This window comes from Kamptonema sp. PCC 6506 (assembly GCF_000180455.1).
Lineage (GTDB): Bacteria > Cyanobacteriota > Cyanobacteriia > Cyanobacteriales > Microcoleaceae > Kamptonema > Kamptonema formosum.
In genome coordinates this window covers 26,006-42,229 of sequence record NZ_CACA01000329.1, presented here as the reverse complement: position 1 = coordinate 42,229, position 16,224 = coordinate 26,006, and the positions used below count along the sequence as shown (strand labels likewise).

The following is a 16,224-nucleotide window of genomic DNA, read 5'->3' as shown; positions in this document are numbered from 1 at the left end:
GAGTTTACAAAGAAACCCGTTACACAAAGAAACCGGGTTTGTGTGAAAAATTCTTGGTTTCTCAACGAGAGATTTACAAAGAAACCCGGTTTCTGACCTCAATGTGTGTAAATCCTGTGTAGAATTCTTTAAGAACACGAGGGAATAAATTCCCTTGCGTCGTTTTTCCTCTCAGGTCTGAAGACACTGAGTTTCCAAACTCCCATCCTTTTTTTATGAGAAAAATTTTAGGATTATTGGTATTGGCAATAATTGTGGCGATCGCATCCGTAGCCGTAGCCGCGCAACCTTTATTTGTCGCCTATCCTCCAGCTAATCACGAAACGACTGCCGATCGCATTTTCTTAATCGGCACAGCACCAGCACAAGGACAGGTATTTGTCAATGGTAAACCCATCGAAAACCGCAGTCCAGCAGGACATTTTGCTCCGACTTTCCCCTTGCAGGCGGGACAAAATAGCTTTAGTTTGCGCTATGAAAATCAGGAAGTAAAAATCAAGGTAACGCGCAAGTCAAATCAGCCAGAAGTGCCTGTAGGTGCGACGTTTGCCCAAGCTTCGCTGATGCCATCACAGGATATAGCGAGAATGCCTGGAGAGTTAATTTGCTTTAGCGCGATCGCACCTCCTAACGCGCAGGTTTCAGTAAAATTGGCGGGTGACACGATTCCTTTAATGGCGCGATCGCAAGTGGATTTGCCAGATAATAAGGCTGTATTAGTTGGGGGGAATTCCCCCGAAAAAAGCGCGATCGGACAGTATCAAGGTTGCGCTCAAATATCCTTAGAAACGGGAGAAAAAGCTAAACTAGATTTAGGATTACCCCAATTTCAACTAACAGTAAACGGTCAAACTGTGACTCAACAAGGTACTGGCAAGATTACAATTTTGTCTCCGACTCAATTTGAAGTAGCGGAAGTAACCGCAGATGCAGGTGTCGCTAGAACGGGCCCCAGTACGGATTTTTCGCGCTTGACACCCCTGCCCAAGGGAACTAGGGCCGCGATCGTATCCCGCGAGGGAGAGTGGCTACGATTGGATTATGGAGCCTGGATTAAAGCCTCAGAAGTGCGGATTCTCAAAGATGCAGTGCCAGTGCGATCGCTAATTCGGAGTGCCAGTGCGCGTCAAGTTGGCGAGTGGACAGAGGTGCGATTCCCCTTAGAAGTAGCAGTGCCAGTAGCCGTGCAACAGGGAGAAAGAACCTTTATCCTAACATTATATAATACCACCGCTCAAACTGACATTATTCGCCTCGATGATGACCCAGTAATTTCGCGCTTAGACTGGCAACAAATATCTCCCCAACAAGTACAATATACTTTCAATCTCAAATCTGCTCAACATTGGGGTTATAAGTTGAGATATGAGGGGACAACTTTAATCCTATCTCTGAAACATCCACCTGTAGGGGCGAAAATTAGTACAACAGAAAAGCCACTAGCAGGAATTAAAATACTCCTCGATCCGGGACATGGCGGCCCGCAAGATATGGGGGGTATCGGGCCAACAGGTTATCGTGAAAAAAGTGTGGCTTTGATTATCTCAAAGTTGGTACGAGAACAATTAGTAAATCGGGGTGCGAATGTGATTATGACGCGCGAGGAAGATATCGATTTAGATTTGCCGCCAAGGGTAGAAATGATTAATAAACAAGAACCTGCGATTGCCATTTCTTTGCATTATAATGCTTTACCAGATAACGGCGATGCGATTAAAACTAAAGGAATTGGAGCTTTTTGGTTTCATCCCCAAGCGCACAGTTTAGCAATATTTTTGCACAACTATTTAGTTGAAAAATTAGATCGCCCGACCTATGGCGTATTCTGGAATAATTTAGCAATGACTCGTCCCGCTGTCGCTCCATCTGTATTAATGGAATTAGGATTTATGATTAATCCAGTAGAGTTTGAATGGATTGTAAACCCGACAGAACAGAAAAAGTTAGCAAATGCGATCGCGCAAGGAATTACCGAATGGTTTGCTACTCGATAAAAAATAGGAATTATGCAAGCTTTACGTAACGCCACTATCTTGGCGATTATTTTACTACAAGTGAGAACGGCGTTACGTAAGTTCTCAAAAAAATAAAATTTTCCTAATAATCTTGGCGATTGCTATACAATTCCTAAAACTGCTAAAAATAAGATGAAACTCAGATATTCATTATTAATAATTGCCATTCTTTTTCTTCCCGGATGCAATCTCTCCCAAAATTCCGATCGCACACCAATCTCAAAGAATAGTCCATCCTCTCAACCTTCCGTTCCCGTCAAACCGCAATCTTATACCAAAGAAGCTAAACTAATTGCTGTTGGCGACATTATGATGCACAAAAGTCAAACGCAATCGGGTTATGATTCGCAGAATAAAACTTATAAATTCGATAGCTTTTTCACAGAAGTCAAGAAAATTCTATTAACTGGAGATTGGGTAATTGGCAATTTAGAGACAACCTTAGCGGGTGAAGATGCAGGAGGATATACGGGATATCCACTGTTTAATGCACCCTCACAATTGGCAGATGCTATCAAAAATGCAGGTTTTAATATTTTGACAACCGCTAATAATCATTCCTTAGATAGAGGAGAAAAGGGAGTAATTAATACTATAAAAAATGTGCGCGATCGCGAACTTGACTCAACAGGTACAGCCGCATCTGCCAAGGAAGCAGAGAAAATTTTAATAGTTACTAAAAATAATATTTCAATGGCAATATTAGCCTATACTTACGGAACTAATGGCATCCCCATTCCCAAAGGTAAAAACTATCTTGTCTCTCTAATCGATGAACATAAAATCGTTAAAGATATTGCCAAAGCGCGAAAGCAGGGAGCCGATTTAGTTACAATTAGTTTGCATTTTGGCGAAGAATATCAGCGTCAACCAAATGCTCAACAAAAAAAACTCGTTGATAGCTTAGTAAAAGCTGGTGCGGATATTATTCTCGGTAGTCATCCCCACGTTGTCCAGCCTTATAAAATCTTTGAATTACCTAGAAAAGATGGTAGTATTAGAAAAGCAGTGGTAATTTATTCAATGGGTAATTTTATTTCTGGTCAAATTGGGAATTATAAAGATTTGGGAGTGATTTTTACCGTAAATATCCGCAAAAAATTCCCAGAGAAAACCATAGAAATTGGGAAAGTGGAAGCAATTCCTACTTGGGTACATCGTTACAGCCAAAATGGAAAATTGAATTATCGGGTTTTGCCATTAGAAGCTGTTGTGAATAATAAGAACGATAAACTTCTTGCAAAGACAGAATATGCAGCTTTAGAGAAAAATTTGCGGACAATGAACAGTCATCTTGAGTCTGGGAGTAGCAAAAAATAATATTAACTCTCTAAATTCCAATCTTCACCCCCAGGCAAATGCGACAAATATTCATCGATCGCATCTTCCAATTCCTGTCTAGAATAAGAGTAGGTCAAATCAAGAAACTTATTAGCAATCAAAATAATTTGCCCTCTATCAACTCTTTGAGAAAGTTGAACGCGGCTTAATTTCCCTTCTAGCACTTCCCTACTAGCCTCGCGAATTGCTGCTTCTAGTTCATCTTCTAGAAAAGGCTGCCACTCATCCACGTTGATGTAGTAAGATGTTTTATTATCCTTAAGATTTAGCTTTTTAATACCTCTAACAGAATTAGCAATAGAAGCAGCCCAAGAATTTGTTAACCGCTGTTCAACTTGGTTCTTAATTAAATGAATTAGTAAAATTAGTAAAAAAGACCCAATATTCCGCAAAGTTGCCTGTTTACTCATTCCCTCTAACTCATCAACAATTGCTAAAGCATCGTCATAGCGACTTTCTAAAATACAATTTTTGAGGTCTATTAATTCCTGTACCATTATTTTTCACCATCAATAATTTTAGTGATTTTGTAAAGTGGGCAATGCCCACCTTACTTTTACTTATTGCCTTGCTTTATCCATGATCTGAGCCAACTTCACTTTCAAGTTTTTAAATTCTCCTGCTCGATCTCTTAATGTATTTGGATCGTCTTTAATTCTCTCATAGTGTTCCATCATAGCTAAGTGCCGTACATATTCATTTTCCTCACCCAAATGTTCTAGAGCAAAATCAATCAATTCATCATTTGTTAGCTGTTTGAGTTGTTCTTTAATATCTTCAGACATATTCTATATCTCCATTAGGATTGATGTAAACAATCATACGTTGGTCTGGGAATTGCCGGGGTTGAATCACCATGTACAATTTTCCATTGGGGAAGATATCAACTAACCGAATAAAGCATTTTAGCTGTACAGTTAATTGGTGTGTAGTCACATATAGTGTGCGAAGTTGTTCTGGTGTTGGCTCCATTATAATCAAGTTGATTTCAAAAAGACAATATCACGAGTGTAAGGTGGGTAATTCCCACCTTACTATTAGTTATTGCTTTGCTTTTTCCATTATCTGAGCCAACTTCAATCGCAAACCTTTATCTTCTCCAGGCAGATCGGTTATTGTGTTTGGATCGTCTTTAGTTCTCTCATAGTGTTCCATCATTGCTAATTGCCGTACATATTCATTCTCCTCTCCTAAATGTTCTAGGGCAAAATCAATTAATTCATCATTTGTTAGCTGTTTGAATTGCTCTTTAATATCTTCAGACATATCGCTTACCTCCATTAGGATCGATGTACAGAATTATGCGTTGGTCTGCGAATTGCCGGGGTTGAATCACAATGTACAAGTTCCCATTGGGGAAAATGTCAATTAACCTAATCAAACATTTGAAATCTGCTGTTAATTCGCGTCCCTTCAGATATAGCCATCGAAGTTGCTCTGGTGTTGGCTCCATTATAATGCAGTCGATTTCACAAAGACAATATCACGAGTGTAAGGTGGGTAATTCCCACCTTACTAACTCAATCTACATAGTTTGAGCTACATGATAACGACTGGTCAATTTATCCAATTGATTCACCAACAAACTGAGGAATAATCCGACATCCGTCACCACACCAATTGACTCAATGGAACCGCGATCGCTTAATTTTGTAACTACCGCTGGGTTAATATCAACACACACCATCTTCACTCCTGCTGGTGTCATATTCCCCACACCAATTGAGTGCAACATTGATGACAACATCAAAATCATGTCCGCACCACGCAATAACTCAGCATATTCTTCCTGAGCCTTAATTAAGTCCATTTGAGTATCAGGAAGTGGCCCATCATCGCGAATAGAACCTGCCAGAGAAAATGGCACATTATTCTTGATACATTCGTACATCACACCGCTAGTAATAAATCCGGCTTCAACAGCTTTGGCAATACTGCCATAACGCCGGATCGAATTAATTAGTTTCAGGTGGTGTCTGTGTCCGCCGCGAACAGCAATGCCGCGCTTCATATCAACACCTAAAGATGTACCCATCGTGGATTGTTCCATGTCATGAACTGCGATCGCATTTCCACCTAACAATGCTTGCACGTAACCTTCACGAATTAAATGTGTTAAGTGTTCGCTACCGCCAGTGTGAATTACCACTGGCCCTGCTGTCACGACAACTTTACCGCCGCGATCGCGAATTTGCCGCAATTCCCACGCTACTTGTTCCACTACCAATTCTACGCGGCGTTCGCTAGAAACGCTGCCCGACATAAAGCTAAATTCTTGAGAGTTTCGTTGTTCCCGCGATTCAGCTTTGCGGATTGTGCGGATACCAACAACATCAACAACTACTTTTTCACCTACTTTTAAATCCCGCAAAATTTTACACTTCGCAGTAATTCCATTTGGGGTTTCAGTAATGGCAATTGCGCCATCCATCCGCTGATTTCCAACTCTGATCCACTCACCGTTTACCCGCACCTCAGTCGGATAAATTGTACTAACATAAAAGTCATCTGGCCCTACGCCATCTTGGATAACAGGCTCTAAATTGGCATCGCAAACTTCTTGCGGTGGTGGTACTGCACCTAAGTCAATTAATAGGCTGATAATTTCTTCCATCACCTCGTGGGAAGGAGCCGAAACTTTAACGTCAGCCGATGAAGTGCTTTGACGTTGCTCTCCCAGATTGAAATTCAAGACTTGGAAACTGCCGCCATTTTCGACAACTAAATCTAAGGCTTGGCTAATTAATCCAGAGTCTAGTAAGTGACCTTCCATGCGAATTGTGCGGCTTTCTACCATCACATTTGCGGAGCGATCTTCCTGTACTGGTTCTGTTACCCGTAGTGTCAAGCACTTAGCCGCACCGCCAGCTTTTAGAAATTCTGTCAATGGGGTTTCAATTACTTTAAAACCTGCATTTCCTATGCGGTTCTTCAGAGATTCGCTCACCTTATTCATTACTACAACTTTGTCAATGTTGACAGCATTGCAGGCGAAGTTAATGGCATCTGCTTCTTCAATAGCAATTAACTTTTCTGGTGTTACCCGCATTTCAATTACTTTGTTAGAGTAGGAATCAAATGCAGGTGGGTAGTAAAGTAAATAGCCACCACTAAGGGGACAAAAACAGGTATCTAAGTGATAGAATCTTTCATCACTTAAACGCAGTGAGATTACTTCGATGTTCAGCCATTTTGCCAAGTAGGGATGGGAGTCGAGCTCGGAACGGAAGCCGTATCCGGCCCACAACCAGCGGCCTTCGCGATCGAGTAAAGCGTCACCTGCACCTTCAAAGGGTAGGTCTTTGGGGAGTTCGTGGACGGTGTAGCCTTTGCTTTGGAACCATTCTTTGAAGTAGGGTTCTTCGCCTTGGCGTTCCTTGTGGTAGAAGCGACTGAGGACGAATGTGTCCCCTAAGACGAGGCCGGCGTTGGCGGTGAAGACCATATCGGGCCAACCTTTTTGGGGGGTTACAAGGTCTACGATCGCATTTTCTTTGAGAATGTGGTACAGTTTTTCCCACTGCTCGACGGCGCGATCGCGCGATGATTTATGGACGTTCCCCTCCATCCAAGGGTTAATCACATAATCCACGTCGTAGTGGTCGGGGGCGCACATGAGGAAACGAATTGAATCTGTCATAATCTGGTTAAGGTGAGGTAGACGCTACAGACGGATGTTGGCAGAACTTTGTATAAAGACTACGCGCATCACTCCTAGCTTTAGGGGTGCAAAGTCTGGCGGCAGAAAGGCTAACTTTCTACTATATCATGCCAGAGGATCGTGGCACAAGATGGCTTGGTAGGTGAAGGCATAAACGAAAATGCTTATACAGCAAGCTTTTTAGTCATTGGTGTTTTACTTTTTTAAGTGAATTTACTTAATTTAGGGCTTACGCATTATTTGCGTAACGCCACCATCCTGGCGGTTGATTTAGCACCAGGATAGCGGCCTAACTATTGCGTAAGTCGTGTTAATATAAGTTGCCAGCCAGCCATTAGATGTAAAGCATAATATTTTTTAATCTACTTGTATTACGTTCAGGCAATCAGGTAAAATCAAATAATCTAAGAGGTGAGCGCGGATGTAATTCAGTGGTAGAATGTCAGCTTCCCATGCTGAACGTCGTGGGTTCGAGTCCCATCGTCCGCTTATTTAATTAGGGTTTCGCGGGGTGCGGATTTTTTTGATCTGAACTTACGCAAAATATTTGTAACGCCGCCATCCTGGCGGTAAATAAACCGCCAGGATGGCGGCGTTACAGAGAAAGCTTAACAAGCTGATAGAGGATTTGTGAGAATGGGAGAAACATCTGAAGTTGCGATCGCCTGGTGGTCAAGTCAAACACTCAGTATCATTAAAAGTTTCTTGCAAGATGCGATCGCATCCCAGCATAGTCTTAATCCTAGTCATTGCGAACGTAGTAAAGCAATCCCAAGGCATTGAGATTGCTTCGCGGAGTTCGCAATGACCGGAAATTGCTACGTTAAAATAATAGTTACTCCAGCCAGCACCCTTCACCTACAAGCGATCGCACCCTTCAAAAAAGATTTACAAAAGGCTAGACAAAACTTAAGATCGCATATATAATCAGAAATTGTCGCCAAAAAACAAAAGCTGCCAACTTCCAAAGCGAGTCAAAAGCTCAAAGCCAGGAAACACAAGCAAACCGGAGCGAACCAGCTTGCGAGCTGACTCCCATTGTGAAAGCAGACCAAATTTAGGATACTGAACAGCTTGCTGCTCAAGTCCAGGCACCAACAGACAGCACCGAAGTAAACCTCGGTCACAAAACACCTTAAGCGTTGCTAGTCTAAAACCTTGCAAGACTTCCATTAAGATTGACCCCAAAAAAAATTAGGGTCAAACATTTGGTTGAGTTAATAACTTGTAGACATATTCTCAGTAATATTTCTACATCAGAGCAAGCGGACTCGTGGAACACTACCAGTCCGAAACTGTTGTACTGCGTAAAAAAAATAGGGAGACAAACCGTGTCTGTCGGTATTCTCGGCACAAAACTAGGCATGACTCAAGTATTTGACGAACAGGGAAGAGCCATTCCCGTCACCGTCATTCAAGCAGGGCCATGTACAGTAACTCAAATTAAAACAAAACAGACCGATGGCTATGCTGCCATCCAAGTCGGTTACGGCGACGTGAAAGCCAAGGCCCTCAACAAGCCAGAACTAGGACACCTAGCCAAATCAGGAGCAACCCCAGTTCGCCACCTGCAAGAATACCGCTTGGAAGATATCGGTGAATTTCAACTAGGCCAACAAGTAAAAGCCGACCTATTTACACCAGGTCAAATCGTCGATGTCATCGGTACTAGCATCGGTAAAGGCTTTGCCGGCTTCCAAAAACGGCATAACTTCAAACGCGGGCCAATGGCTCACGGTTCCAAAAACCACCGTCAACCAGGTTCCATCGGGCCCGGAACCACACCTGGTCGCGTCTATCCCGGAAAAAGGATGGCAGGACGCTTAGGTAACGTGCAAATCACCGTCCGCAAACTCACAGTATTGCGAGTAGATACCGAGCGCAACTTATTGCTCATCAAAGGAGCAGTTCCCGGCAAAGCAGGCGCATTAGTCAATGTAGTCCCTGAGAAAAAAGTAGGTCGGTAATCGTTAGTAGTTGGTTGTTAGTAGTTAGTTGTTAGTGGTCACTTGTTAGCGGTTAGTTGGTTAATTAATTACCAATTACCAATTACCAATTACCAATTAGCCAATTACCAATTACCAATTACCAATTACCAATTACCAATTACCAATTACCAAAAACCAATTACCAAGTACCAATTACCAACTAACAAACGCTATCTTCGTGTTTGATTTTGTCTGACTTTCAACAATGTTTCGTTGTAAACTGTTCCCCGGAGGGCATTATTTACCAACTCTTGATCGTGAGGTGCTAAAGTCAAAACTAACTCGTACTCTTGCGTAGCAATTTCATACTCCTCTAGCCCATAGCCATAGATATAACCCCGGAATAAATGCACCGACGGGCAATCAGGAAATTTTTCTGCTAACAGGTCAATAATTGCCACTGCTTGTGCATATTCCCCTTGCATATAAGCTCTTTCTGCTTTAATGTAATCGGCTTCTATTTCTTCTTTCATCGTTAATTTCCCTGAAGTTTTGATGCAGTTAACTGAAAATCAACTAAAAAGGTGGGTTGTTCTAAGTAAATCGATTTAATTAAATTAAACGTAAGATCGGAATATGTAAAAAGCTGGCTGTATAAGCATTCTTCCGTTGGGTTGATGCGGACAGTAAGCTTGTGGAACTGCACAGCTAAGCCATCTTCTTTCTTACTTCTTCTTTTCCTCCTACTTACCAATTCAGCTTAAGAATGATACTGATACTTTTTCAGGTAGGGACTGATTCAATACCCAGACCAGTTTTTTCCTCAAGGCAATAAGCCGTTATCTTTCGTTACATCTCAACGCCTGAAAATCCCATTCTCTCGTTAGCAGGCACCTTATTTCGCAATTTTGTCCTTAACCTCACTCTATAAGTATACCTTTTGATAGATGAAAGAATGTTTCTTTTCATTTCCTAATCTCCGAGCCTACCAGCAGTTGACTGGGAAGGCTGAGACTGCTTTGAGTCTATATACAGCCAACTTTTGTTTATTCACCTCCACCTGTGGAGACTAACTGAGTTCAAAATTTGTCGGTCTATAGCGTGGAAGTTGAAAGGTTAAAATTTACAAGCCTTGGTCTTTAGGAGATTTAGGAATATGAAAAAATGTTGCGATCGCTCTTTCTGACTGTCTATGCCTCTCAAGTTTGAGAGGTTATGCAGTACAACAGATCTCGCTCTTTTTGAGAGTCAATATTTCTCAAAGGTAAAATAATCTTGTTCTTTTCCATCGCTTGCCTGTGATTTCTGATGTTCTATCTTTTTATCTGTTTCCTCTCCCAGTTTTTATGCGAAATTGCGAATTATGTTATATTTCTTTACAAATCTGCCAGATTGCTGAGGTTGGCAATTGGTTGAATAATGATGTCTTTTTAACTTTAAATTTCCAGTTTTATCGCTCGACTTATTTGACTTAAGTTTGTACCGCAAATTCTTCTGGCGCAATTCCCCAATTTACCCAGGTAATAGCATCTCGTGCTGTTGCCAGATCGGGCGGTACTCGCAAAGCATGAATGTATCCCGTACTCGGACAAGTCATCTTTAACAGATAAATCGGCTCTACATCAATATTTGAATCAATTCTTAACAGAGTGTATTCTTGCCAGCTATCTAATTCTATTGCTTGTAACTCTTGACAGATGCGCTCGTAACCAATTCCTTGAATTAAAACTCGTTTTAGTTCGGCATTATCTTCTTCTAATAACCATTGAGATTGCCATTGTTCCGGGTGAATTGCTCCATATTTTTCAGGTAATCTTACCCCATGATAGGCGTAGACATTGAAGCCTTGATAAGCAACTGCTGGCACTCCTTCACCGTGCAATCTACCTCGCTCGTCTAAGCGAATTGCCGAGGGTTTGGGAATGGCAACAGCTACATCCTTAAATGCCCACCACCAGCCACAATGCTTTGCAGTTGCAAATAAACCTTTTGCCTTTGAACAGTCAAAACCAAGGGCTTCAAAGTAGGCAAAATAGGCAAACCATTCAGCTTGCATTATACAATCGGGAAAATGAGCGTTGATTTTGAGATCCTCAACATCCCAGAGAGCCTCAATGATAGGATCTCCAAAAGTATTTTCGACAGTATCTCCGACAATCTGCCAAACAGTATCACAAACAAGAGCATCGACAAAATCTCCGAAAGTATCTCTGATATTATCTTTTAAAGATTCTATGACACCAACTCTGACAGCATCCGCTACAACACAAGTAGAAAGTACATAATTTGCCACATCTAGGGGATTATCAAACCACAATATTTCTTTAGGCGGTTCCAATTCAGCGCATTCGTAAGCAAGGCAAATCGCTGCTTCTGCCTTTTGTTTATCTATTGGCGTTGTATCTAAGGCAATTCTTATCCACTCGTCCCGAATAATTGGCATGAGGGCAAGTTGTTCTGGAGTAAGTTCTTCAAGATATATAGAAGATATAACTTTGACTAAGTGGGTAAAATCCGATAAAAATACAGGTGTAGCCATTTAATTATACCTATAGCTAGGAATTAGGGGTTCTCTTGCTACGATGCTCAGGGAAGAAGGGAATAGAATAAGCGGGGTTTAGCAATGAGCGAGTTTCTTAAACGACGACAGCGGTTGCTATATTACAAACATACCTAAAACTTCATCTTCATGGTAGGTAGTTGGGCTTTAGCCCTCTTAGGGAGGGCTAAAGCCCAACTACCTAACCTATACTGCTGACAACTGATAAACCTGTTCAGAAATCTTAGCTAACCGCTGCATTCCCACTTCAATCTCAGCATCAGTAGCGGTCAAACTAATCCGCAAACACTCCTGTTTATGCCGCCAATCTTCTCGCAAACCGGGGAAGAAAGAACTACCAGGAACTACAATCACGCCGACTTGTTTCAACTGCTGATAAAATTCCCAATCAGTAATCGGTAAATCCTTCAACCACAACCAGGCAAAAATTGCTCCTTCGCCGCGATGTAAGAACCAAGGCAAATCTTTAGGCATGAATTTATCGAGGGTGGTTTCTAAAATCTTAAATTTCTTCTGATAGTGCGGCCGAATTACATTCTCCGCAATATTAGCCAGAGCTCCAGAAGCGATCGCGCGAGATGCGATCGCCTGTCCATACCTCGGTGAATGAATGCACATATTAGTCTGGAAACATTCTAATACCTGAATCATCCTTTCTTCACCGATCGCAATCCCAATGCGCTCTCCAGGCAAACCCGCCTTAGACAAACTCATACAATGTATGATATTCCCCCCAAAAATCGGCTTCATCTCGGTAAAATTCAACGCTGGGAAAGGAGGGCCATAGGCAGAATCAATCAACACGGGCACATTGTAGGGAGCAGCCATTGCCGCAATTTTATCAACTTCATCGTCAGTAAGTACGTTACCAGTGGGGTTGCAGGGGCGGGAAAATATCACGCAGCCAGTAGTCTCATCAATTACTAATTGGCTGAAATCCGGGCGGTATTTGAAGCGGTGAGCCTTTGCGTCAATATCCAAAGTCGGCTTGTAAGCAACAACTGCCTCTGGCACTAAGCTAACGCCACCATAACCAGTGTAATCGGGGCTCAGGGGTAAAACGATATGTTTGAGTTCACCCTCCCTAGCCCCCCCTTGGTAAGGGGGGGTTTGGGGGGTGCAGTGTAGCCGCCAAAGGCATTGGCGGCGTAGAAATAGATAGATTGGCTACCGGGAGTGATTAAGATGTTGCGATCGCTCAATCTTAAGCCGTAGCGATCGTTAAAATCCTCAAGCACAGCATCGATAAACGGCTGATAGCCTTGGCTGGAACCGTACCGACAAACCACCTCGCCGTATTCGGAACTAGCCAGCAGATCCGCCGTGCAATCCCGCCATAATTGCTCAACTTCCGGCAAAATTACCGGATTTCCCGCGCTTAAATTGATAAACTCCTGCCCTTGGCCTGCTCTAAGGGTTTCAATAATGTCTTTCATAATCGCTCTAACGCCCGTGAGGTTGGACATCTGAGCACCAAATTTAGTGAGGGCAGGGTTCATAGGTAATGCTGGGAATGAAATAGAGGTTAATACTTTAATTTATCTTAGACTTATGCAGAAGAGATCCGCTGACTACCTCAAAAAGCGGCTTTTGAGATCCTTTCAGGGGTAGGTTTTGATAATTTAAGCGGTATCAAGCTTTGTCTGGGAGGGTCAAGCATCCAAGACAAACTCACCACAGGTCAAAAGCTACCCTCAAAGTAAAGCAACTACGATCGCGATCGAACCCCGTCAAAAACAACTCGATTGATGGCGCGTTGTTGGGTTTGGTTTAGCTGCTAGTAAGCCTTTTGGATAAATTATTACTGGCGCTGGGAATAAAATTACTTTCCATAGCTGCGATCGCAGATAGCCTGTTTCCCCTCATAGACAGATGAACTAAACCTGAACCTAACATCATCATTGGAGCATGGGATTAACTTCTTATTGTGCAGCTTTCTTTTGCTGTTGCTCCATTGAGGTAGTTTTCTATGAACTCAACATCAGATTTTCAGTATTTTCAGGGTAATTCATTTTCCGATCTGTTTGGTCAAGACATCAGAGATGCACGTTATGCCTTCCTTTTAAATTATCCAGCTACTGCTAGTTGGGCAGCTTACCCTAATAGGAAAAAATACTTTATTCAAGATGGTAGCAGTGAGGCCACCAAAACTTCCTTCGACAAGATTTGTCAAAAAGAACCTTGGAAAAATCTGGCTGTGCTAGGCGATGGGATTCCAGGAATTGTCATCACTCAACCGCCCAATTCGCTAATTGACTACTGGCGAGATCATTTCGGCTTTAGCTACTCGAATATGGAGATGATAGACTGCTCCACTTATCTGGACGATATCAGTCAGAGTTCGCATTTTGACCAACTTATTACTCTATTTCCTTTTGATAATCTTAAACCTGAAAAACACGCCATTAATCCAGATAGCCACTATCACTTACTCAGCAAAGCAACGCTAGCACAACTAGGGGTACAATGCCCAAAATATGAGAGCTACAATCTACACGAAGTTAGTCTTAGCGACATTAAGTTACCACAGAAATTTCCATACTTGATCAAAACTTCGCACGGACTTTCAGGAGAAGGCACTTATATTATCAAAAGCGCCAGCGATCTAAACTACTGCTTGAAAGAAATCAGGAAATATCTCGATATTAAGTTACTGGATACCATTATTGTCTCTGAGTTCGTCAAGAATACTGTGGAAAACTATTGCGTACAGTTCTATGTTAACAAGGCGGGAGAAATAACACTGATCGGCACTACGGGTCAACTTGTCACCCCAGAAGGCCACTATTTAGGGGGAGTAATTCACTACCGCCAAACCGATATGAGCAGATTTTTTGATATGATTGCTGCTGTCGGTGGATACGCTCATCAACACGGTTATTTTGGAGCGATTGGCTTCGACGTACTGGAAGATAAAGACGGACAACTGTACGCGATCGATGCTAATTTCCGAGTTAATGGCTCAACTCCCCTTTGCTTGCAGCGCCATACCCTATTAGCTTTAGGAAAAGAGGTCGCTAAATATTCCAGCGACTACCGCATGGATGGGACATTGGACTCGATTCTAGTTACCTTGAAACCCGAACTCGATCGCAAGGACTTTATTATCTTGTCGGCTCTAGAGAAAGTCAAATACGGAAAAATTTACACCGAAATTTACGGGATTGTGAGTGGAGAAACGATTGAGGAGATGCAGCACATTGAGCAGAAGTTACAGAATAAGGGATTAGTTATGTAATTAACAATTAGCAATTAGCCATGATTGAAGATGTAGCTCACAGATATGCAATCTGCTTTAACTATACTTTAAGAATTATTTTAATGCTTTAACACGCTAAGTGTGGAAGAAACAGGCAACATATGAGTCGTCTTAGCATAGAATCGTAAAGGGAAAACAACAGCTTGTATAAAAACACCAAAATGCAGACCAATCATTACACCACTAGCTCCAAGATGGAATTTAAATAACATTAGACAAATGCTTCCCAGACCAAGCCCCCAATATCCCAATAATCCAATTAACATAGGTTGAAATGTATCTTTAATTCCTAATAATGCACCTGTAGCCGCTGTGTCAATTTCATTGAATAGCTGCATGGAAGCAACAATTAGCAGCAGACTCATAGATAGATCGAACACTTCTAAATCTATTGTTGATTCAGGTTTTAAAAAGAGCGAAACGATATATGTTCTCCCAAGAGCTACTAGCAACAGAAAGGTCAGGGCAAATAGTACGCTTATCATCATCCCAACAAATCCAGATATTCTAACTTTTTCAACATCCTCTTCTCCATACATTTGTGCGACTCTAGCAGTTATTGACTGCGCTAGTCCAACCGTAAAAGCTCTAATCATACTCCTAACCTGATTAGCAATTTGAAAAGCTGCTAGTGGAACAGTTCCTAAAGAACCCATTAAGTAGGTTGAAACTACAGCCAGACCACCTGCTGAAATATATAGCAATCCACTGGCCGATCCAACGCGAATGAGTTCCTGAAAAATTGAAGGGTCTGATTTGATATTGTGGCTCAATAGTTTGTAAGATTTGAGTTTTGGGCTAAGGTAAGTAAAACTTAGTATTACTAGCAGTTGTATCCACAATACAAGTGCTGTTGACCAGCCAATTCCAGCTATCCCTAATTCTGGAAACCCTAGCTTGCCAAATGCAAAAATATAGTTCCCGACAGCATTGATCGGAATGCTAGATACTAAAATTATTGGGATAATAACTGAAGAGTTAACAGCGATTAATACATTGCGTAACACCTCAAAACAAAATAGGGCAGGTAGTCCCCAAAGAACTGCTTTGAGATAGGACTGAGATTGATAAATCACCATTTTTTCCTGGTGGAGGAAGTTCATCCAGAGCGGCGCTGAACTGAGAATAAGCATCATGGGCAAGGCAAGTAATAGTGCTAAATAAAAACCCTGTGTCGTTATGCCTTTCAACTTATCAAATTGCCTAGAGCCAAAAGCAATAGATGCAATGGTATTAACTGCGGAGAGAGTATATATACCAAGGGTGAATAGAAACCGGAATGTCATATATCCCAATGCACCACCGGCAAGCGCCTTACTTCCAAGCATTCCCATAGTCCAAGTATCTACTGATAACATACTGATTTCCAGTAGTTGAGCAAGGCTTAAGGGAATGGCTAAAGTTAGGCACGCCCTAGCTTCTTGAAGGATGGTTGAATAGAAGGAGCGGGTGTTCATAGG

At 42.0% G+C, this 16,224-nt stretch carries 13 protein-coding genes, 1 tRNA gene and 1 pseudogene; 6 read left to right on the top strand and 9 right to left on the bottom strand.

Annotated features, from left to right (window positions below; genetic code table 11):
* Positions 1-215: 215 nt before the first annotated feature.
* Both OSCI_RS21990 and OSCI_RS21985 read left to right on the top strand, forming a co-directional pair.
* Entirely contained in the window at positions 216-1,994 is a 1,779-nt protein-coding gene (locus tag OSCI_RS21990; protein ID WP_007357362.1) for an N-acetylmuramoyl-L-alanine amidase, read from the top strand.
* Positions 1,995-2,147: 153 nt separating this feature from the next.
* A complete protein-coding gene (locus tag OSCI_RS21985) occupies positions 2,148-3,335 on the top strand; it encodes a CapA family protein (RefSeq protein WP_007357361.1) in 1,188 nt (395 codons plus the stop codon).
* A 2-nt stretch (positions 3,336-3,337) separates the two neighbouring features.
* Here the strand turns inward: OSCI_RS21985 and OSCI_RS21980 are convergent, their stop codons facing one another.
* The 5 genes from OSCI_RS21980 to OSCI_RS21965 form a co-directional block, all read right to left on the bottom strand.
* Positions 3,338-3,853: a DUF29 family protein gene (locus OSCI_RS21980; protein WP_007357360.1), complete on the bottom strand. Its 516-nt coding sequence runs from the start codon at positions 3,851-3,853 to the stop codon at positions 3,338-3,340.
* Between the two features lie 63 nt (positions 3,854-3,916).
* Complete coding sequence (locus tag OSCI_RS21975) at positions 3,917-4,141, bottom strand: hypothetical protein (RefSeq protein ID WP_007357359.1); 225 nt, start codon at positions 4,139-4,141, stop codon at positions 3,917-3,919.
* A complete protein-coding gene (locus tag OSCI_RS29210) occupies positions 4,134-4,328 on the bottom strand; it encodes a hypothetical protein (RefSeq protein ID WP_148288938.1) in 195 nt (64 codons plus the stop codon). Before OSCI_RS29210 ends, OSCI_RS21975 begins: the two co-directional genes overlap by 8 nt.
* Before the next feature lie 69 nt (positions 4,329-4,397).
* On the bottom strand, positions 4,398-4,622 hold the full coding sequence (locus tag OSCI_RS21970) for a hypothetical protein (RefSeq protein WP_007357357.1): 225 nt from the start codon (positions 4,620-4,622) through the stop codon (positions 4,398-4,400).
* Positions 4,623-4,881: 259 nt separating this feature from the next.
* Positions 4,882-6,996, bottom strand: a complete 2,115-nt coding sequence (locus OSCI_RS21965) for a TIGR00300 family protein (RefSeq protein ID WP_007357355.1) — start codon at positions 6,994-6,996, stop codon at positions 4,882-4,884.
* 438 nt (positions 6,997-7,434) lie between these two features.
* Here OSCI_RS21965 and OSCI_RS21960 point away from each other — a divergent pair.
* The 3 genes from OSCI_RS21960 to rplC all read left to right on the top strand — a co-directional run bounded on the left by OSCI_RS21960 (position 7,435) and on the right by rplC (position 8,984).
* Positions 7,435-7,506, top strand: a tRNA-Gly gene (locus tag OSCI_RS21960).
* A gap of 147 nt (positions 7,507-7,653) precedes the next feature.
* Complete coding sequence (locus tag OSCI_RS30270; RefSeq protein WP_155523436.1) at positions 7,654-7,800, top strand: hypothetical protein; 147 nt, start codon at positions 7,654-7,656, stop codon at positions 7,798-7,800.
* Positions 7,801-8,348: 548 nt separating this feature from the next.
* Positions 8,349-8,984, top strand: coding sequence for a 50S ribosomal protein L3 (gene rplC, locus OSCI_RS21950; protein ID WP_007357352.1), 636 nt, complete (start codon positions 8,349-8,351; stop codon positions 8,982-8,984).
* A 191-nt stretch (positions 8,985-9,175) separates the two neighbouring features.
* Here rplC and OSCI_RS21945 read toward each other — a convergent pair whose 3' ends face one another.
* The 3 genes and pseudogenes from OSCI_RS21945 to OSCI_RS21935 form a co-directional block, all read right to left on the bottom strand.
* Positions 9,176-9,478, bottom strand: a complete 303-nt coding sequence (locus OSCI_RS21945; RefSeq protein ID WP_007357351.1) for a hypothetical protein — start codon at positions 9,476-9,478, stop codon at positions 9,176-9,178.
* Positions 9,479-10,416: 938 nt separating this feature from the next.
* Positions 10,417-11,484 carry a DUF6745 domain-containing protein gene (locus OSCI_RS21940; RefSeq protein ID WP_007357349.1) on the bottom strand — a complete coding sequence of 356 codons (1,068 nt, stop codon included), beginning with the start codon at positions 11,482-11,484 and terminating at the stop codon, positions 10,417-10,419.
* A gap of 207 nt (positions 11,485-11,691) precedes the next feature.
* Positions 11,692-13,004, bottom strand: a pseudogene (locus tag OSCI_RS21935) (valine--pyruvate transaminase).
* Between the two features lie 470 nt (positions 13,005-13,474).
* On the opposite strand from OSCI_RS21935, the gene OSCI_RS21930 reads away from it, so the two are divergent.
* The gene (locus OSCI_RS21930; protein WP_007357348.1) at positions 13,475-14,743 is read left to right on the top strand and encodes an ATP-grasp domain-containing protein; all 1,269 of its coding nucleotides are present in this window, start codon (positions 13,475-13,477) and stop codon (positions 14,741-14,743) included.
* A gap of 80 nt (positions 14,744-14,823) precedes the next feature.
* On the opposite strand, the gene OSCI_RS21925 is transcribed toward OSCI_RS21930, so the two are convergent.
* Complete coding sequence (locus OSCI_RS21925; RefSeq protein WP_007357347.1) at positions 14,824-16,221, bottom strand: MATE family efflux transporter; 1,398 nt, start codon at positions 16,219-16,221, stop codon at positions 14,824-14,826.
* Between the last annotated feature and the right edge of the window lie 3 nt (positions 16,222-16,224).